General features: G+C 41.4%; 19 protein-coding genes. 12 read left to right on the forward strand and 7 right to left on the reverse strand.

Going from position 1 to position 19,475, the window contains the following annotated elements:
• Positions 1 to 19: 19 nt before the first annotated feature.
• Positions 20 to 685 carry a tRNA (5-methylaminomethyl-2-thiouridine)(34)-methyltransferase MnmD gene (mnmD, locus tag ACQK2H_RS00860; protein WP_425389583.1) on the forward strand — a complete coding sequence of 222 codons (666 nt, stop codon included), beginning with the start codon at positions 20 to 22 and terminating at the stop codon, positions 683 to 685.
• Here mnmD and ACQK2H_RS00865 read toward each other — a convergent pair.
• Entirely contained in the window at positions 682 to 1,386 is a 705-nt protein-coding gene (locus ACQK2H_RS00865; RefSeq protein WP_425389584.1) for a hypothetical protein, read from the reverse strand. The two genes, mnmD and ACQK2H_RS00865, sit on opposite strands and share 4 nt — an antisense overlap.
• A 105-nt stretch (positions 1,387 to 1,491) precedes the next feature.
• Between ACQK2H_RS00865 and ACQK2H_RS00870 the strand changes: the two genes are divergently transcribed.
• Positions 1,492 to 2,079: an FISUMP domain-containing protein gene (locus ACQK2H_RS00870; RefSeq protein ID WP_425389585.1), complete on the forward strand. Its 588-nt coding sequence runs from the start codon at positions 1,492 to 1,494 to the stop codon at positions 2,077 to 2,079.
• A 22-nt stretch (positions 2,080 to 2,101) separates the two neighbouring features.
• Here ACQK2H_RS00870 and ACQK2H_RS00875 read toward each other — a convergent pair whose 3' ends face one another.
• Positions 2,102 to 2,818: a hypothetical protein gene (locus ACQK2H_RS00875; RefSeq protein WP_425389586.1), complete on the reverse strand. Its 717-nt coding sequence runs from the start codon at positions 2,816 to 2,818 to the stop codon at positions 2,102 to 2,104.
• Positions 2,819 to 2,912: 94 nt separating this feature from the next.
• Here ACQK2H_RS00875 and polA point away from each other — a divergent pair, with 94 nt between their 5' ends.
• On the forward strand, positions 2,913 to 5,672 hold the full coding sequence (gene polA / locus ACQK2H_RS00880; protein WP_425389587.1) for a DNA polymerase I: 2,760 nt from the start codon (positions 2,913 to 2,915) through the stop codon (positions 5,670 to 5,672).
• Positions 5,673 to 5,689: 17 nt separating this feature from the next.
• Here the strand turns inward: polA and ACQK2H_RS00885 are convergent, their stop codons facing one another.
• The gene (locus ACQK2H_RS00885; RefSeq protein ID WP_425389588.1) at positions 5,690 to 6,130 is read right to left on the reverse strand and encodes an SRPBCC family protein; all 441 of its coding nucleotides are present in this window, start codon (positions 6,128 to 6,130) and stop codon (positions 5,690 to 5,692) included.
• A 39-nt stretch (positions 6,131 to 6,169) separates the two neighbouring features.
• Here ACQK2H_RS00885 and ACQK2H_RS00890 point away from each other — a divergent pair, with 39 nt between their 5' ends.
• A complete protein-coding gene (locus ACQK2H_RS00890) occupies positions 6,170 to 6,658 on the forward strand; it encodes an N-acetyltransferase family protein (RefSeq protein WP_425389589.1) in 489 nt (162 codons plus the stop codon).
• Position 6,659: 1 nt separating this feature from the next.
• Here ACQK2H_RS00890 and ACQK2H_RS00895 read toward each other — a convergent pair whose 3' ends face one another.
• On the reverse strand, positions 6,660 to 6,821 hold the full coding sequence (locus ACQK2H_RS00895) for a Lacal_2735 family protein (protein WP_425389590.1): 162 nt from the start codon (positions 6,819 to 6,821) through the stop codon (positions 6,660 to 6,662).
• A 135-nt stretch (positions 6,822 to 6,956) separates the two neighbouring features.
• On the opposite strand from ACQK2H_RS00895, the gene ACQK2H_RS00900 reads away from it, so the two are divergent.
• The 6 genes from ACQK2H_RS00900 to ACQK2H_RS00925 all read left to right on the forward strand — a co-directional run bounded on the left by ACQK2H_RS00900 (position 6,957) and on the right by ACQK2H_RS00925 (position 11,859).
• Positions 6,957 to 8,618 (forward strand): glutamine--tRNA ligase/YqeY domain fusion protein, encoded by a 1,662-nt coding sequence (locus tag ACQK2H_RS00900; protein ID WP_425389591.1) that lies wholly within the window; start codon positions 6,957 to 6,959, stop codon positions 8,616 to 8,618.
• Between the two features lie 62 nt (positions 8,619 to 8,680).
• Positions 8,681 to 9,067: a hypothetical protein gene (locus tag ACQK2H_RS00905; RefSeq protein ID WP_425389592.1), complete on the forward strand. Its 387-nt coding sequence runs from the start codon at positions 8,681 to 8,683 to the stop codon at positions 9,065 to 9,067.
• A 337-nt stretch (positions 9,068 to 9,404) separates the two neighbouring features.
• Positions 9,405 to 10,220: an MOSC domain-containing protein gene (locus tag ACQK2H_RS00910; RefSeq protein ID WP_425389593.1), complete on the forward strand. Its 816-nt coding sequence runs from the start codon at positions 9,405 to 9,407 to the stop codon at positions 10,218 to 10,220.
• A 10-nt stretch (positions 10,221 to 10,230) separates the two neighbouring features.
• A complete protein-coding gene (locus tag ACQK2H_RS00915) occupies positions 10,231 to 10,956 on the forward strand; it encodes a TIGR04255 family protein (protein WP_425389594.1) in 726 nt (241 codons plus the stop codon).
• Positions 10,949 to 11,251, forward strand: a complete 303-nt coding sequence (locus tag ACQK2H_RS00920; RefSeq protein WP_425389595.1) for a hypothetical protein — start codon at positions 10,949 to 10,951, stop codon at positions 11,249 to 11,251. The genes ACQK2H_RS00915 and ACQK2H_RS00920 overlap by 8 nt, the downstream gene beginning before the upstream one ends.
• Positions 11,236 to 11,859 carry a hypothetical protein gene (locus tag ACQK2H_RS00925; RefSeq protein ID WP_425389596.1) on the forward strand — a complete coding sequence of 208 codons (624 nt, stop codon included), beginning with the start codon at positions 11,236 to 11,238 and terminating at the stop codon, positions 11,857 to 11,859. The genes ACQK2H_RS00920 and ACQK2H_RS00925 overlap by 16 nt, the downstream gene beginning before the upstream one ends.
• A 9-nt stretch (positions 11,860 to 11,868) precedes the next feature.
• Here the strand turns inward: ACQK2H_RS00925 and ACQK2H_RS00930 are convergent, their stop codons facing one another.
• Genes ACQK2H_RS00930 through ACQK2H_RS00940 form a run of 3 tightly spaced genes read right to left on the reverse strand, consistent with a single transcriptional unit; the run spans position 11,869 to position 16,283 of the window.
• Complete coding sequence (locus tag ACQK2H_RS00930) at positions 11,869 to 12,576, reverse strand: membrane or secreted protein (protein WP_425389597.1); 708 nt, start codon at positions 12,574 to 12,576, stop codon at positions 11,869 to 11,871.
• Positions 12,577 to 12,593: 17 nt separating this feature from the next.
• On the reverse strand, positions 12,594 to 13,946 hold the full coding sequence (locus ACQK2H_RS00935; RefSeq protein WP_425389598.1) for a hypothetical protein: 1,353 nt from the start codon (positions 13,944 to 13,946) through the stop codon (positions 12,594 to 12,596).
• A gap of 42 nt (positions 13,947 to 13,988) precedes the next feature.
• Positions 13,989 to 16,283, reverse strand: a complete 2,295-nt coding sequence (locus ACQK2H_RS00940) for an acylase (RefSeq protein ID WP_425389599.1) — start codon at positions 16,281 to 16,283, stop codon at positions 13,989 to 13,991.
• A gap of 209 nt (positions 16,284 to 16,492) precedes the next feature.
• Here ACQK2H_RS00940 and ACQK2H_RS00945 point away from each other — a divergent pair, with 209 nt between their 5' ends.
• Together ACQK2H_RS00945 and ACQK2H_RS00950 are read left to right on the forward strand one after the other, a co-directional pair.
• Entirely contained in the window at positions 16,493 to 16,849 is a 357-nt protein-coding gene (locus ACQK2H_RS00945) for a DoxX family protein (protein ID WP_425389600.1), read from the forward strand.
• A 180-nt stretch (positions 16,850 to 17,029) separates the two neighbouring features.
• Positions 17,030 to 19,405, forward strand: coding sequence for an FtsX-like permease family protein (locus ACQK2H_RS00950; protein ID WP_425389601.1), 2,376 nt, complete (start codon positions 17,030 to 17,032; stop codon positions 19,403 to 19,405).
• Positions 19,406 to 19,475 lie beyond the last annotated feature (70 nt).

Consider the following 19,475-nt stretch of genomic DNA (forward strand, 5'->3'; position numbering starts at 1 on the left):
TTACCTTAAATTCTGAAAAATGCCAATCAAAATCATAACAACAGAAGACGGCTCACACAGCCTATTTGACGAGGAGTTGAACGAAACCTTCCACTCCACTCGAGGGGCCAGAGGTGAGTCTTTACACGTGTTTATTAAGGAAGGATTGGAGCACTGGCGATCTCAAAATGAAGCTGAAGAAATCAGAATCCTGGAAGTAGGGTTAGGTACCGGCCTGAATGCTTTTCTTACTGCTCAATTTGCAGATCAACATAATCAGAACATAAACTTCACCTCGTTAGAGCCATACCCAATTGAAAAGGAGATTTATGAGGATTTGAATTATCACCACACGCCTTCTGAACTTCAATCCTTCATGTATATTCATGAAACAACCTGGGAAAAACCAGTTGGCATCAACACCCATTTTGAGTTACTGAAGACCACTTCCAGGCTTGAAGATTTCGAAAGTACCATTTTCTTTCATGTCATTTATTTTGATGCATTCGCACCAAGCAAGCAACCGGAAGTTTGGTCGTTGGAAAATTTGAAAAAATGCTACTCGTTGCTCGAACAAGGAGGAGTGCTTACCACCTATTGTGCTCAGGGTCAGTTCAAGCGAAACCTGGCGGAAGCAGGCTTTGAAGTGGAAACGCTCCAGGGAGCAATGGGTAAGAAGGAAATGGTTCGGGGACTTAAAAATTAAGGGTCTAGTTTTTTTAGCAGATACTCCGCGTGTCCTTTCAAGTTAGCAATCCTATCTCTGCTACTGTCAAAGAGAATTCTTGTTGCCAAAACCAGTGCTTCAATGTCTTTAATCTCTTTCGGATTCTTTTGAAGAAGCCAGGGATACTTACTTGCATCTATTACCTGATCTGCCCATAGCCTTCGCTGGATTACCCAATAATCATTGTACTCGGGACCTATCATTTTATTCCGGAGCTGTTGGTTATCCCGCTCGATGTACGTACTCCACTTTTTTACATCACGATAATAGTTAATGATATGAGAACGTAGCTTTTTATCATCCATGGAGTACAAACGGCCGGTATTCAACATTTCATCGTAAGTAGTAAAGTTTGATTCCACCAAAAAGAAATTAATGAGGTGTACGGAAATCAATGACAATCTCTTTTCCTTATCGTCCAAGTCTTTAAAAAGGGACAACACGGAATCACATCTTTTCACACGCTCCTCCAGTCGGTGATCCAGGTATGCAAACCTTGAGGTATCGCTTTTTACATCTTCAATCAACCGCTCAATGGTGAGTTTTTGAGTTTCATCCGCTATTCTATCTTGATTCCAGGTATTGAGCAAAAAGGCACCCAAAATACCTACCGTGATTACCAGTATTTCCAGGAAATACTCTGCCCATTTTTGTTGTATTGTAGAAAAAAGCTTCTTCATTTTGAATGAACGTTTTCTAAAAATACGCAATGGATTGCATTATTCTATATTAGTATGATCTTTCTCAACTTACTTCCAATGGTACATGCAAATCTTCTAATCCAAATGAAACTCGCATTTATATTATCGCTTTTAGTTTTTACATCATATAGTCAGGACAGAATAGTAGATCAGAGAGATGGAAAGCAATACCCGATAACAAAACTCGGTAACCTTTACTGGATGACCTCAAACCTTACTTATAATGCTAAAGAATCAATCTGTCCAGGTAATTGCGATCAAATCCGGTTTTACGACTATCGTTTTTTGAATGACGTTTGCCCTACAGGGTGGCGCCTTCCTTCCATGGAGGAATGGAATCAGTTTGCTGCCTCATTTGAGGATGCCGAAACAGCCAGGATGATGGAAGGTAACAAAAAGCTGTTTCGAATTGATTTTCTGGATCAATACAACATTTTTGAGTCCAATGTACTAAACATAGGTCCTTATGGCAGGATTGAAGGAGGTGAGGTATTGGAAGGGAATTACATCGATTTTTGGACGGCCAACTCAAATACAGATGAACGGTTTCACATGCACCTCACGCCGTATTCAATTATGGGGCATGCACATAAGCATAATTTGAAGCCATCTAAGCCAGAGTCATATCGCTTATTCGCCATACGGTGTGTATGTGATAACGTTACTGACTAATGTGAAGGCCAACGAAAAGTTCTTACCACTTAATCAGCCCGTCCAGAAAATTTTGAATAGCCTCCGACGAACCTATTGGAACTCTTAGTATTCTTAGCAAAACGGTCAACAAACCGATGATGGTTGCTAGGTGCTTCATTTTACCAAAGCGAATTGCATAAAAAACCAATAACGGAATGAAAACGAGTTCAGCACTCAAGGCCACCATCATTGGATTTAATTTCTCAACTGGTACAAGAGCTCTCCATAAAACGATCATTCCACGTCCCAGTGCTGGCATCATTAAGTAGAAGACTGAGCAGATCATCCACCATGCATGTTCATTCAAATTCTTTCTGAATCGGATTGCCTGAATCACTGCAAAACCATAAAGAAGCCCCAGTATCCATTCAATGATAAGTGTTCCATAATAAAATGAGAGCGGTGGTCCGGGCCTGGATGGGTCATAAACAGCAGCTCGCTTTAAAGGAATATCTAACAAACTCATACTTGTGAATACAATTCCTCCCGCAATTAAAAAACCTATCATTCCTAAAGTTCTGTGATTGGAAGTTTTATCCTTTTCTATCAGATAAGGTTGGATAATCATAAGGATAAACCACCCTGTGACTAGCCAATAATGAATATGAAACTCCCAGGAAGTTGTTGTGATCTTTGGCCAGTAAAAATTGAATATGCCAATTTGGATAATCGCAAGAGGTAGGATCATCCAAAGGTACAGGTTCTTAAATTTTTCCATTAAATGATAGGTTAGGTAGCCTTAAGTTAATGGGAAAGTCGGATTAATGTGTAGGTAGCAGTGAAGAAAAGAATCAGTCAGCTAAATTTACCTCATGTCCGAAAAGAAACTCTTCCTCCTCGATGCATTTGCATTGATTTACCGTGCTCATTTTGCTATGAGTCAAAATCCCAGACTCACAACGAATGGCATAAATACCGGAGCGATTCTGGGTTTTACGAACTCATTGCTGGAGATCATTACCAAAGAAAAACCCTCCCATATTGGGGTGGCTTTTGATACGCACGCACCCACCTTCCGGCATGAAGACTATGCGGAATATAAAGCTACACGCCAGGAACAACCGGAAGAGATAAAAGTAGCTATTCCATACTGCAAGGATATCGTTAAAGGATTCAACATCCCCATTCTAGAAATGGATGGCTATGAGGCTGATGATCTGATCGGGACGATCGCTAAAGAAGCGAGTAAGGAGGGCTTTAAAGTCTACATGATGACACCCGATAAGGACTTTGCTCAGCTGGTGGAAGAAAATATTTTTCTCTACAAACCCAAGCGAATGGGAAATGGGGTGGAGATCATGGGGATACCGGAAGTGCTTGCCAAGTTTGACATTGATAAAGTGGATCAGGTGCGTGATGTACTTGGGCTGAAAGGGGATTCCGTGGATAACATTCCGGGTATTCCCGGCATTGGGGATAAAACTGCCTCCAAGCTGCTAAAGGAGTTCGGTTCCGTTGAAGAAATTGTGGCCAATGTAGACAAACTGAAAGGTGCGCAACAGAAGCGTGTGGAGGAGTTTGGTCAGCAGGGCATCATGTCAAAGGAGCTGGCGACCATCAAGATAGACTCACCGATCAAGTTTGATGAAAATGCCTTGAAGTATGGAGATCCTAAGCCTGAAATCTTAAAGCCAATTTTTGATGAGCTGGAATTCAAGACGATCGCCCGCAGGGTATTTCAGGAAGAAAACGACATCAAAAAGGGAGATACGCAGCAACTAGGCTTATTTGATTCTGCCGGATCTGATGGAGAATCTTCAGACAAACGATCCTCGATCGAGACCACTGACCACACCTATCATTTAGTAAAGTCAGTTGAAGCAGCAAAACAACTTGCGAGCAAACTGTCCGATCAAAAGTCCTTTTGCTTTGATACAGAGACCACCAGCCTGGAAACAAGAGAAGCTAAGCTGGTAGGAATCGCTTTTGCTATAGAAAAGGGTGAAGCCTGGTATGTGCCATGTTTTGAAAATGCACAGGAAATAGCTAATGTATTTAAGGAAGTATTGGAAAATGAAAGCATCGAGAAAATCGGTCAGAACCTCAAGTATGACATCCAGGTAATGCGTAATTACGATGTGACTGTTGAGGGTAAAATCTTTGATACGATGCTTGCCCACTTCCTGCTCGATCCGGAATCCAACAACAGCATGGACTGGCTGGCTGAAAAATGGTTGAACTACAAAACAGTTTTATTCGAGAGCCTGGTTGGCCCGAAAGGGAAGAATCAGAAAACCATCGATCAGATTGAGCCGGAGAAGGTAAAGGATTATGCCTGTGAAGATGCCGACATTACGCTTCAGCTAAAAGAGCTTCTTGAAAAAGACATTGATGAGCGAAAACTTCAGCGATTACTCCATGAGGTGGAGGAGCCATTGTCGTTTGTCCTTGCCGATATGGAGTATCAGGGAGTGAAAGTGGATGTTGGTGCCTTAGAAAAAATGTCAAAGGAGCTGGACGAGCTCAGCCGAAAAGTACAGCAAGAGATATTTGACATTGCCGGAGTGGAATTCAATATTGGCTCTCCTAAGCAACTGGGCGAAATCCTCTTTGATAAACTAAAACTGGTGGACAAGCCAAAGAAAACTAAGTCCGGTCAATATGCAACGGGTGAAGATATCCTTTCCAAACTTGCCGACGAACATGCCATTGCTGAGAAGATTCTAACCTTCAGAGAATATCAAAAACTCAAGTCTACCTATGTTGATGCTTTACCAAAATTGATCAGTCCTGCGGATGATCGCATCCATACAGACTACCGGCAGACGGTAGCAGCCACAGGGAGACTCAGTTCGAATAATCCGAACCTGCAAAACATCCCTATCCGGACAGAAAAAGGGCGTGAGATCAGAAAAGCATTTGTGCCCAGGGAAAAAGACTACCTGATCATGGCTGCTGACTATTCGCAAATCGAGTTGCGTATCATGGCGGCATTTTCGAAAGATGAACACATGATGCAAGCCTTCAAAGAAGGACGAGATATTCATGCGACCACAGCGTCGAAGGTTTTCGGTGTGGACATTGACAATGTGGAGCCGAACATGCGACGGAAAGCCAAAGAGGTCAACTTTGGAATCATCTATGGCATTTCCGCTTACGGTCTTTCACAAAACCTGAATATTGCCCGGGGGGAAGCCCAGGAAATCATTGATTCCTATTTCAAAGAGTTTCCGAATGTGAAAAAGTACATGGATGCGACCATAGAAAAAGCGAAGAAAGATGAATATGTAGAGACGATTTTAGGAAGAAGAAGATACCTGAGAAACATCAACTCCCGAAACTTCACCATGCGTGGGTTCGATGAACGAAATGCCATTAATGCCCCCATTCAGGGAAGCGCTGCGGACATCATCAAGATCGCTATGATTGACATCCATAAATGGATGCAAAAAGAGAAGCTCCAATCTAAAATGATCATGCAGGTGCATGATGAATTGGTGTTTGACCTGCACAAGGAAGAGCAGGATCTTTTAGTCAGTAAGGTGGAAGATTTTATGAAAAACGCACATCCTCTGGAAGTACCAATGGAAATAGAAATCGGGATTGGCAAGAACTGGTTGGAGGCGCATTGATGCTAACACCTCTTTATTTATCCTCTAAAGCGTCTCTTATATATCGGTTTGCGATAGAGAAATTGAAAATAGAGCAAAGGATACATCAACAAGTCCGTTGCAATAATGCCTGTGCTATAAGTGATATCATCAATGATCGTCGACCCTCCTTTTTCACGAGCATCCACACCATGATGATGTTTCCATGACTTCAGAAAAAAGGGGAGTTTGACTCCCTGATCCACAAAATACCAGTTTCCCGCTTCCTCATTATCTTCTGTGATTTCACTTTTCCATACTTGTTTAAAAAGGATGAAATTGAGTTCGAGCGCTACCATATCACCGGTTTTACACCCACCAAATTCCTTCAACTTAACGGGAGGAAAAGGTGGGTTTAGTGATAGAAACAAGTCTTCGTTGAATCCTGATTTCACTTGCTCAAGATCGGCCTGTACTTCGGTAGCTATCTTTATTCTCATTGGAAGTATCAACTCATTTTATTGGTTTAGGTTTACTCTATGATTAGACAAGCCACATCAAACGATGCAAAAGCCATAGTGGATATCTACAATCACTACATTCTTCACTCCCATGCCACGTTTGAATTAGACCCAATTACAGGGGTTGAAATGCAGGCTCGAATCATCAAGGTTCAAACTGAGTTCAACCTCCCATGGTTGGTACTCGAAGATCAAAATCAAATCATCGGCTATGCCTATGCCACGCAGTGGAAAGCAAGGGTAGCTTATTCAAAAACAACCGAGACTTCCATCTACCTACAGAAAGATCAGGGAGGGAAAGGATACGGATTGCCGCTATATTCGGAGTTAATGAAACAACTGGAAGCCCTTGGCTATCATGCCATCATTGGTGGAATGTCACTACCCAATGATGCAAGTCGAATCCTTCATGAAAAATTGGGGTTCAAAAAAATCGGTGAATTCAAAGAGGTAGGCTTCAAATTCGACCGATGGATTGATGTAGGTTATTGGGAGTTGGTACTTTAAATCAGCCTCTTGACAAGATATCTCGCTGAACTTCGAGCGCTTGCTTTTGTCTCTTCATGCTCTCTTCCGGGTTTGCCTTCGCCAAAACGTATGCTTCATGCATGAGTTTGTCATATTTCCTCTGCAGGGATTCTACGTTCGATTTTTTGAAAAACTTGATCATTATTAATTATTGTTTTTTTGTTCACTCCATCATAGGACGGTCATTTTTGTAAAAACCCTCCCTAATAATGAGATCAATTACAACTCTTAGAATTTGACTAATCATTGCCCTACTTTTGCACCCTAATTTCAAATTATGGACGAGGCAAAAAAACCGTTGAATTTCATCGAGCAGATGATCGAAAAAGATCTGAAGGAAGGAAAGTACGATTCGATTGTAACCCGATTCCCTCCTGAACCCAATGGATACCTCCACATTGGTCATGCCAAATCCATCTGCCTCAACTTCGGACTTGCAGAGAAATACAATGGGAAGTGCAATCTCCGTTTTGACGATACCAACCCTGAGAAGGAAGAAACGGAATATGTAGACTCCATCAAGTCCAACATTAAGTGGTTGGGTTACGACTGGGAAGATCGTGAGTATTACGCCTCAGATTATTTTGAGGAGCTATATCAGATGGCTATTAAACTTATCAAAAAAGGCGCTGCATACGTAGATGACCTTTCCCAGGAAGAATTCAACAAGCTTAAAGGCACTCCAACACAACCAGGCAAGCCCAGTCCATTTCGAGATCGATCAGTAGAAGAAAATCTGGATTTGTTCGAGCGCATGCGATCGGGTGAGTTCAAAAACGGTGAGAAGGTGCTACGGGCAAAAATCGACTTGAGCTCTCCCAACATGCACATGCGCGATCCGATCTTGTACCGTATCAAGCAACTGCCTCACCACCGAACTGGCTACCAGTGGTGCATCTACCCTACATACGACTTTGCACATGGACAATCTGATTCCATTGAAGGTGTGACCCATTCACTATGTACATTGGAGTTTGAAGTTCACCGGCCGCTATATGAGTGGTTTATCAAAGAGTTAGAAATTTTTCCTTCCAAGCAAACGGAGTTTGCACGATTAAACCTGAGCTATACGATCGTAAGTAAGCGAAAGCTACGGGAACTGGTAGAGCTGGGTCATGTGAATGGATGGGACGATCCACGGATGCCGACGCTCTCAGGGATCAGACGAAGAGGATTTACACCTGCTTCGATTCGGAAATTTGCTGACACCATTGGAGTAGCCAGAAGAGATGGCATCACAGACATTGCAGTGCTGGAACATGCCGTGCGTGAAGACCTGAATGCAACGACCAACCGAGTGTTTGGGATCATGAATCCACTAAAAGTGATCATCACCAACTGGCCGGAAGATAAGGTGGAGATGATGACAGGCGTAAACAACCCGGGTGACGAATCTGCTGGTACCAGAGAAATGCCCTTTACCCGGGAGATTTATGTGGATCAGGCTGACTTTTTGGAAGACCCACCAAGCCCTAAGAAGTGGTATAGATTGGGGCCTGATCGTGAGGTGCGCTTGAAGTTTGCCTACATCATCAAATGCACCGGGTACAAAAAGGCAGACGATGGCACCATTGAAGAACTCTATGCAGAATATGATCCGGAAACACGCAGCGGACAGGATACCAGTGGCAAGAAAGTAAAGGGAACATTGGGTTGGGTTTCCGTACCACATGCAGTGAATGTGGAAGTGCGTGAGTACGATCGCCTGTTCAAGACCGAAAATCTGAACACGATTGAAGATGATTTCAAAAACCACTTGAATCCTGATTCACTGAATGTCAACAAAAATGCTGTAGTTGAACCTTCTTTGAAAGAAGCTAAGGTTGGTGATCAAATGCAGTTTGAACGAATCGGATACTTCCGGGTGGATGAGGATTCAACGGAAGACAATCTGGTTTTTAATCGGACGATAACGCTGAGGGATAATTGGGCTAAATAAACTAAAGTTTGTTTCTTAGAGTTGTTATATCATAATTTAGCAGATAATTCAAAGCCATCGAAATGAAAGCTCCTTTAAAAGCTGACGGAAATTACTTTGACGGAAAAAATAGAGCAGATTTTCATAATGTTCCTGTTTTTATAATCCAAGAGGACAATACTGTAATCTACTACAGCCCTGTTTTTGATGTTAGCGGATACGGCCATTCAGAAGATGAGGCAGCCAAATCCTTAATTGTAGCAATTCAGGAATTCTTAAAATATACCATTAACAAAAAGACCATTGAATTAGAGTTAGCCAAACTAGGGTGGAAAAGAGCCAAAAAGAAGAAGTTTGTTCCACCTGCAATGTCTGACATGGTTAAAAAGAGAGATTACCTTTCAGAAATTATAAATGATCATAATTTTAGAAAGGAGTCAATTAATGTTTCTGTACCTGCAGTTGCTTAATTGGCCAATCCAAGTAACATTCCGCTCAAAAAATTCAGAAAATTTCTGAAATCAGAAGGTTGTAAAAAGATTAGAACCTCTGGAGGTCATGAAATTTATGCCAGAAGTGATTTAAATAGACCCTTCCCAATTCAATCTCATATTGACCCTGTTCCTAGATTTATAGTTGAAAATGCCAGAAGGTGGCTTCTTTATAATTCGCCAGAAGAGAGAAAAGAATTCTATCAAAAGCTAAAATCCCTTTAATTGATCTCTTCTCAAACAACCTATAAAATAGGCACTACAATTTGTCCCTCTTTAGGTCTATAGTGATAATTGCTTAATATTATCAATCCAAATGAACATCTCTTATTTATACATCTATCCTATCAAATCGCTTCAAGGAATCTCCCTTCAGGAGGTAGAGGTGATGGAAAAAGGGTTCAGATATGACCGGCGATGGATGTTGGTAAACGAAGAAAATGGTCACGTCACGCAACGAACACACCCACATCTTTCTCAAATAGGTGTTTCATTATCTAATGAAAGCATCATCGCAACACACCGCGACATGTCCGACCTCAAGATTCCTTTGACGCTTAAAAATGGAAACAGTGTTCAGGTAACTATTTGGGATGATCAGGTGGATGCGTTGGAAGCTCCAAAACATATCAATGAGTGGTTTTCAATAATTGCCGGTGAGTCCTGCAAACTGGTTTTTATGCCGGAAGATGGATCTCGTCCGGTAAACCCTGATCGGGCCATCAATAATGATAATGTCAGCTTCGCTGATGCGTATCCTTATCTAATTATTGGACAATCATCGCTTGATGACCTCAACTCCAGGATGGAAGTGAACCTACCGATGAATCGTTTCCGTCCGAATATAGTCGTCGAAGGAAGTCAACCTTACGAGGAGGATAATTGGAATGACATTCAAATCGGTGAAGTAAAGTTCCACGTCACTCACCCATGCAAGCGATGCGTCTTCACAACGGTAGATCAGGAAACCGGGAAAAAAGGAAGTGAACCGCTCAAAACACTAGCTACCTATCGTAGAGAAGGCAAAGAAGTGATTTTTGGTGTGAATGCCTTGGCGCTGGAATCAGGGAGGATTAAGGTTGGGGATGAGGTTAGAAAATCTTTAGACGGATACTTACAGAAGATTGAATAAATTTGAATAAATGAAAATTCCAAAGAAAATTGAAGTTTGTCCAATAGTCGACAGTGTCGTAGAGCTAAGGTTCGAAAGCTCAATTTTTCCTAATGCCGTTTTCGGTTTAATATTCAACTCTTTAAAGAAAGAGTTTCCTCACGTTGAAAAACTTCCAATTCTTCAATTACCTGAACAATTGCGAGATCAAGATCCAAATTTTAAATATAAAGCACATTATAGAATTAGCTCGGGGGATGGCTATGCCGTCCAGATAGGTCCAGATGTTATTGTTATTGGTTCTCCTATTCCATATCCTGGATGGACTCAATATTCAAAAAAGATAAACTATGTGATTGATTGTGTTTTAAATTCTGGTACTGTTGACAAGGTTACTCGCTTGGGATTACGTTTTATCAACTTTTTTGAAATTGATATTTTTAAAGAAATAGATTTGGCAATTGCAATTAAAGACCAAACCCATACACCGAAAAACACCCTCGTTAGAACTGAAATTGAAAAACAAAACTTCCATAATACCGTTCAGATTTCAAATAATGCAACTAGAACAATAGATAACGCAAAAGAAACTGGATCCATTATTGACATAGATACGTTTAAAGCGTACGAGAATGGCGACTTTAATGATATATATCAAGATGAAATTGAATTAGCCCACGTAACGGAAAAGGAAATTTTCTTTAATTTGCTGAAAAGTGATTTTTTGAAATCACTAAAACCAACATACGATGACTAAGGGAACTAACTCTAACAACGTAAATAGTGCCAATTTGATTTTGGCTGCTCTAGGAACCGCAATCCTTGCTCCAATCGATTTTGAGTCCTACAGTGAATCACAGCCAATCTCAATAGCACGATATCAAAATTTAGAAGTTGATTATTGGGAAGGTAATTTTGCAGCTAAAGACAATCATGATATGTCTAAGTTTTCTGATATAAAGTCGTTCTCTGAGAAAATTGTGACATCAACAAGAGACATTGATCCAGAGATTCAAAAGTTGATCAATGATCGCTTTTGGGATCTGATATGAATTTTGATGATCTAAAAATATATCTTCCGAAGTATCTTTCATCAGAATCAGAAAAACAACTTTTTTCGAGCCTTAAAGGCTTTCCAAATAATATAGACGAAAGATTATATTCAGACTATTTGAGGGATACCAAAATAATTTATCAAGGTGACGGATTAAAGGACCTATTGGCTGTAAACCTCAAAACGCTTGATAAGAAAAATGTAAATGGGATGATATTCTCAAATACCTGTGATCTAGCAACTGAAAATGTAAGAAATTTTCCCAGCCAAATCGTTTACGCTCCTATAATTAGCTTAGATAAATATAAATCTGCTTTAAAAGGCAAAATAGATTCCGTTAGATTACAAAGTCACATCGAAGCTATTAAAAAGCAATTAATCACGCAGATATTTTATCTCCCTGAAAAAGGTCAATCATTAAAGGAATCGATTGTATTTCTAGATAGAATTTTCAATGTTGACAATGATTTTGTGAAAAGAGATTCTTTGAAAGACAATCGGATATTTACCTTGAGCGATTATGGCAATTATCTTTTCCTTTTTAAGCTATCACTTCACTTCACAAGAATACAAGATAAAGTTGAAAGGAAGTCTAACTCATTCTAAAAGCATCTATTATCTCCTGCTCCAAATCTCATAGATCGGATCGCCTTTGCTGCTTTTGCCGGAGTGGTGCCACTTGCCGTCTTTGAGTTCATAATTGAATTCCAAGCTCATACCCACTTTACTATCATCTCTGGAGAAAAACTCTAAATTCTCCGTGTACTTACCATCTACTGTAGTATAGATGCCTCCGCCTGTACCCATGAATTGCTTTGTCTCTGTATTGTAGGCAATCCATTGGAATCGAGTGCCTGATAATATCTTCATCGTTTTTCGTGGACGGTTGGTATCTCGTTCCTGAATCTCACCGTTACGCTTCCTCCCGGACATCAACCATGCGCCATTGAGATCTCCCGGTGTTCCATCATCTACGCGAGTGGCCCAGTTCTCCGTTCCAACGATTCGCATCTTGTCATTTCCATCAAATTCGATTTCGAATGATCGTGGAACTCCAATTTTCGAAGTATCACTGGTATGAAATTCCGGCACCTCGGTCATTGTATTTCCATTTAGCGTCCAGCTACCACCATTGGTTTCTATGAAAGCCCCAGTTTCTGCATCAAACCATGCGGCTGCCTGATAGCCTTCAGTGAACGTTACCACTCCTTTTACCTTTTGACCATCTTCTCTGGTCTCTACCCATTCCCATGCACCAATCAATGATTGCGCGCTTAGTTGAATTGTTAGTAAAACCGTAAAAATTGAGGTGAGTGTTTTCATAGTCTGCTGATTTAATTTCAATAATATGCCCCAAAGAGTATCATCATTTCGTCCGTACTTCTTAGTCCAAATCTCAAATCCCTGTTTTCCCAGTTATCATAAGTCGCTTCAAGCCTTAAACCTTCCCCTGCTCTCAATACATGCGGAGGATCAAACTCAAGAATAGGTGGGTGCTCCCAGTCATAAGAAATATAGATCAATTCCCCATCTCTATTGCCACCTACATGATACACCTTAAACTCTGTCATGTGTTCGTGAGCGTGAGAAAACAGTTGAAAAATGTTGATCTCCTTATTGAAGAAGTATTCTTTTTTAATGGTGGTTACTTGCCCGGCAGGAAGAACAAAAGATTGATTATTTAGATTTAAAATTTCTGCTACATGTTCCACCTCAGATTCAGGAATGGTATGCAAGTTTCCATACACTTCACCTGTCATTACGTTATCCGAGCGGTTTGCATAGTGAGTATTCAGATCCAGACCTTTGCCTCCCTTTATTCTTAAGGCTACTCCTTCAGGGTAGTGATAGTTCATTCTCGGCCATTGTGTACCCGCTATAAATTCATGATACAACAGCGGAAGCAAATTTTTTGTGATAGGCTGCTGGTTTTCATCATACAAATCCCGTATCTCCAGGGGTTCTGGATAAGAGATGGAAGGTGTTTCATCATCAAAGGAATAGAAAATGAAATGATGACTGCCCGGGCGCATTGATATTTCAATTTGATTGACGTAGATATCTTCTTCAGAGACAGCCGGTTCATAATAAAAAAACTCCCGGTCTGTATTTGCAGCTACCTCAAATGGGCCTAAATGAAACTGATACCCACTCTCTGGCATAGGTAGCGGCTCAAACGGGATTTCTTCAAACCTTGTTTCGTCATTCAAAAGTGCCACATCTGCCACCTGTCCGGTTTTAGGGGCGCCATTAATGATCCATTCTCGGATATACTCAAGTTGTCCGTTGGTTAGAAAATCTGAACCTAAGGGCATAATCGCTCCATAAAGCGGATGATCAGAGTAAAAGTGCTCCTGATCATTGGCATTGATTTTTTCCCATAAATAGCTTTTGAAGAGGCTAGGTAAACCTTCTGTCCCAACCAGCTCTAATCCATCTTCCAGCGCTGCTTGATTATTGGGCGCACGTCCAACCAATTGATCGTATGATTCTCCGGTTGTTAAAACCAAGTCTGACTGTCTTGCAAACGTTGAGCCTGCCGAATGACAGCTGATACACTGTGTGTCCCAAATCTGTGTTTGGATCACATCATACGTGTGCATGTCAGAGATAGGAACAGGCCCTTTCTCATTGCTGCAGTTGACAAGCAGAATCAGACTAAAAAGAAGGGGTAATGCTTTGAGTAGTTTCATTTGTAATAATTGTATGACACAATAAAGGTCGGGAATAAAATTTTATTTACGCCTTCCGGGGACATACGTTTCTTCTGCTCGTGCCTCAACATCTTCACTGTAATAGGCTGCATCTTTAAATTGACCATTGGCATACATCTCTGCCTGATCATCGAAATGTGGCGAGTTTGGATCACTGCTTTGACCTCCAGCCAAAATGGTTTTGGCTTTCACTTTATCCCCAAACTCTACAGCCGCCACAAAACTATTACCGCGTGTACCATAGATTTTGTTAGCATCATGATCTCCTCTCATCCCATAGGCTGCCAAATGGCCCCACCATGCCGTGGTATATCCAACAGGTATACTTGGCGCCTCATCATCAAAGGATGCATCGATTGCACCGGAAATGCGCTGAAAGCGATTGATCTCTCCCCAAGGAATAATCGAAGTGCCATATCGGGTTTTCATTTCTTCAATAGCCAACTGAAAAACCCCTATTCTTTCGCCCATTGGCATGTCTGTGCCAAAGTATTCAAAACGATCTAAGCCTTTCAAATCATCAGGAATATCACCATGCCGGTAAAGCATCAACCCATAAAAATGAGCCAAACTCATCGCTTTGGACTCTTTACTAGTTTTTAAATCCCACTCTCTTAGTATCTCAATTTCTTCGCTTATAGAAGGTTCTCCTAAAGCATCATACGCTTCAACCAATCCCGGTATCACTTTTTCGAAAGCTGACAAATACGGGTTATATCCCAAATCAATCAGCCCATCCAGAGAAATGTTTTCGACTTGAGAAAGTAGACGTATGGCATTCACTCCTCTGAAATTCTCAGGGAAAGAAGTCATGTAGTAAGGATAGTCTTCTCTTTTTGGGCTGTTCTCAGCAGCTGAAGTGAATGGAGTGGAGTTGCAATTCTGAATCCAGCCATTAGCAGGGTTGGTGACAATGATTGTCTCGTCTAGTTCATGTAATCCTTGCCAGTCGGTAGCGGGGTTGCTACCATCTACAGGTTGTGAGTAATCAAATTGCACGTCTCGCTTCGGAATAAAATTGCCATGATAGTAAGCAATGTTTCCTTCCGAATCAGCAAAAACCGTGTTGTTAGAAGAGTTCGTTCGAATGCCCATCATCTCATGGAACTCCTCCAGGTTCTTCTTCTTGGTTCTGGTGTAGGATTGTGTCAGTGCATCTACCGGCTTCCACATCAAGGCAGTTGCTGTCCACTTCCCATCGGTTTCATGGGTGATCGGCCCGTGGTGTGTTCGATAAATCGGGAAGGTCTTTTCTTTCATTTCACCACCTTCCGTGTATTTTAACGTCACCTCCTTGATCTCAACCTTTCGTTCTTCTTCTCCATACTGGTAATACAGTCCATCGTCTTTTTCGATGATCGTTTCCTGAAACTCATCGATGATGTCTGTACCGGTGGAAGTGTGCATCCAGCCCGTGTTTTCATTGAAGCCCTGGTACACAAAAAACTGTCCCCAGGTTACTGCCCCATAGGCGTTGAGTCCTTCTTCACTGACCACATGCACCTCTCCTCTGAAGTAGAATGAGGTATGTGGGTTGATCAGCAACATGGCGTTTCCTGATTCGGTCAGGTCACCGGAGATAGCAAAGCCGTTGGAGCCTTGCGGCTCTTCGAGGAGGAGTTCTTTTTCCAAAGATCCTCCCCCCTGACCCCCTCCAAAGGGGGAGTTGTCTGCCTTCTTGCCATTGATGAGATGAGCGGCCTTATGTCCCTCTCCAGGAGCGGTTCGACGACTCGAGGGGTAGGGAGAGGACCTCTTCAAAGTGCTTATCTCATTGGCATTCATTCCCTCATAAAACGCTTTAATCTTTCTAGTTGATACCCGCTCAATATCTCCCCCAATGGAGCCCTCTGTGAAATACATGGTCATCCATGGCTCATACTTGGTAATGACTTTCGGTTCTACTTCGGGATGTGTTTCCAGGTAAAAGTTGATCCCATCGGCCCATGCTTCACACAATTCTTTCAGCCAGTCGGGTGCTGAAGCATAGTTGGATTTTGCTTCTTCTTCAGTCATGAAAAGTCTAGCTCTTAAGTCGCTGTAAAGCGCTTCTTCACCTTCCGCCTCTGCAAGCCTTCCAATGGCCCAGGTAAAGTTTCGCTCTACCCGACGAAAATCATCTTCACATTGCGCATATAGCAAACCAAATACAGCATCCGCATCTGTTTTTCCATAAATATGGGGGACACCAAAATCATCTCGGATGATGGTGATGTTTTCAGCACGCTGTGCTAAATCAGAAACTGCTGCTGAGTCTGAATTTTTAGGTGTGCAGGAAATTAGGGCTAATAAAAGGAGGGTAAGAATTCGATTCATAGGTTTGGGTTGAATTTGATGTTTATCAAATATATCTAATCAGGATTAGTAAGGGGCTCTCAAAAGGTCTTTTTGCATGAAGTTTGATGTCACTCTGACGAAGGAAAAGTCTCTCACTTTTTTTGAATGTCACAACACTTAACATTGATCCTTCATATATTCAGGATGACAGACCTTTTGAGAGCCCACTACTTCCTATCTTTCCATTTATGTCTATCGAAACCATCAGTCTCTGGGTCATGGCGATCCTTTATATCTTGGCCGGAATTAACCATTTCATCATACCTCAGTTTTATGAAAAAATCATTCCTCCCTTTCTGGGAAATAAAAAATGGATCAACTGGGGGAGCGGAATCGCTGAAATCATCTTGGGTATCCTTCTTCTTATCCCTGATTACACCTCAATGGCTGCTTGGGGAATAATCGTATTACTTATTGCTGTATATCCAGCCAACATCTACCACTTTATGAAAGGATACAGAAAAAAGAAGATGGTCTGGGTGCTGGCACTGCGCCTTCCTCTGCAATTTGTGCTTATATGGTGGGCATATTCTTTTACCGCATAAGCAACCTCTTACGATTTTCTGAATCTATTATAGTATATGAATGCTTCAAAAGTGTTCGGAATGGCGTGCAAAATCGGACAAACCTTGGAGATTGGTTTTTCATAAGTAATTGAAAAACAGATCGTTTAGGTGATTTGGCATGTTATTCGTGCTTATTTGAAATCACTAACTCACAGGACTATGCTCAAAAACTTCTTCAAAATCACTTTTCGGAATTTCCGAAAAAACAAATCCTATGTTTTCATAAACTTAATAGGGTTGGGCTTATCGCTTGCATGCTGTATTGTAGGTTATCTCAATTGGAAATTTGCTTCGGAGTATGATCAGAATCATGAAAATCATACCCGCATCTATAAAGTCCAGATCAACAAGGATGTACAAGACCGAAATGTGCCTTATGGCATTACACCTCTCCCCTTAGGCGCTGTAATCAAAGACAAGATTACAGGAGTCACACATACTTCACGATACATTGAATCCGGACTTGTTTTAAAAAAAGAACTAAAGGTCTTTAATCAGGGAATAGCATTTGCTGAAGATGATTTTCTTGAGATGTTCACATTCCCTCTTAAGTTCGGAAATGAATCTGCTTTTTTTGATAGGAGTAAGATCATTCTCAGCAATTATACATCCAATACCTACTTTGGAGAAGAAGTCGACCCAACCGGAGAGATCATAACGATTATCACCGAAGATGGAAAGCAATATCCAATGACTGTTGGTGGGGTTTTCGAACAAATTCCTCAAAATTCTTCCGTGCGATTCAGTGCACTCACGCATTTCGATAATTACTTGAAAATCCGCGAAGTAGAAAATACTGATTGGAAACAATTTGTAGCTGCAACATTTGTCATGACAGACGGCCGTTTTCCTCAAAACCTGATGGAAGACATGAATGCCAACTATGTGGAAGTGCAAAACAGAGCTAGAGACGATTTTAAGATCGGAAGCTATTATGCAGTCCAGCTAACAAACCTTGGCAGCATTGCCGAGTCTATTCGTGCCAACTGGCTTAGCCAGCCTCCACCACCACCGGCAGTGGTTGTACCGATGATCATGGCATTCCTCATGTTGCTGATAGCCTGTTTCAACTTCACCAATACCAGCATCGCCATCTCCAGTAAGCGGCTCAAAGAAATTGGAATTCGAAAAGTGATGGGGAGCGACCGAAAACAGCTCATCTTCCAATTTATGGGTGAAAACCTGATTCTTTCATTTTTGTCTTTGCTTGTAGCATTGGGGTTTGCTTACTTCCTGGTTCCGGCATACAGTGCGATGTGGGACTTTATTACCCTGGAACTAAACCTCGTTTCAGACAGTGAAATTTACTTGTTTCTTATTGGGCTTTTAGTGCTCACCTCATTAATCGCGGGAGGATATCCATCACTTTATATCAGTGCCTATCAGCCGGTCAATATTCTAAGGGGTAGCTTGTCACTTGGAGGGACAAATTGGTTTTCCAAGACGCTACTTGGACTACAGTATATGCTCACGATTATCGCATTGATTTCTGCACTTGCATTTTCTAACAATGCCGAATACCAGTCCAACCTGGATGTAGGATTTGAGAAAGAGAACATCCTCGGTATTCGAATAGAGAATCAATCCGAGTATGACCGTTTTAAAAACCTGGTCAGTCAGATGCCCGAAGTTGAGAAACTAACGGGTACCACCCATCACATTGGCTGGTGGACCTATGGGCGTACGCTTCGAGCAGGTGAGCAGGAGGTAGAATCTGACATGATGAACTTCAGTCTGGACTATAAGGACATAATGGATCTTAAACTCACAAAGGGGAGATACTTTGAGAAAGATCTATACGAGTTTGATAAAGAGAATTCAATCATCATGAATGAGGCATTGGTCAAAGAGTTTGGACGGGAAGACCCAGTTGGCAAAGTGGTGCAAATCGATGATAGCACCAGACTCACGGTAGTTGGTGTGATGGAAAATTTCTACATGTATGGTTTTTTTGATCCGGTAGAGCCATGTGCATTTAGGCTTGCTGATAAAGAGGAAATGAATTTTGTGGTAATCAAAAGTGACGTAAATCCAACAGAGCTTCGCGATAAAATGGAGGCTAAGTGGTATGAAGTGGCACCCAACACGCCATTCAATGCCTCATTTATGGATGAAGAACTGGCTGGTACTGACTATGTAAATAATAACATTTCAACCATGTTCAAATTTCTGGGAGCTTTGGCATTGATACTTTCATCTATCGGCCTTTATACACTCGTTTCACTAAATATAATCAAGCGCGTAAAAGAGATAGGAGTTCGAAAAGTGCTTGGAGCTACCGTCAATCAGATTCTTGTATTAATGAATAAGCAGTTTTTCTGGCTGTTACTCATTTTTGCTATGATAGGATCCGTTTTATCCTATCTGGCAATAGATGCGCTAATGGCTTCCATCTTTGCAGTTTATCAGGCCATAAGCGTATTTACTGTTGTGGCTCCTTTTATAATGCTCATGCTGATTGCGATAGCGATTGCTTCAAGCAGAATATTCCGAACTGCAACTAAGAATCCGGTAGAATCTTTGAGATACGAATAGCTTTTATCGAGTTAAGATCGAAACAAAGGGCAGAATCATCGATTACTGCCCTTTTTTTATGAGGCAAAGC

This window comes from Ekhidna sp. (genome assembly GCF_965228795.1).
Lineage (GTDB): Bacteria > Bacteroidota > Bacteroidia > Cytophagales > Cyclobacteriaceae > Ekhidna.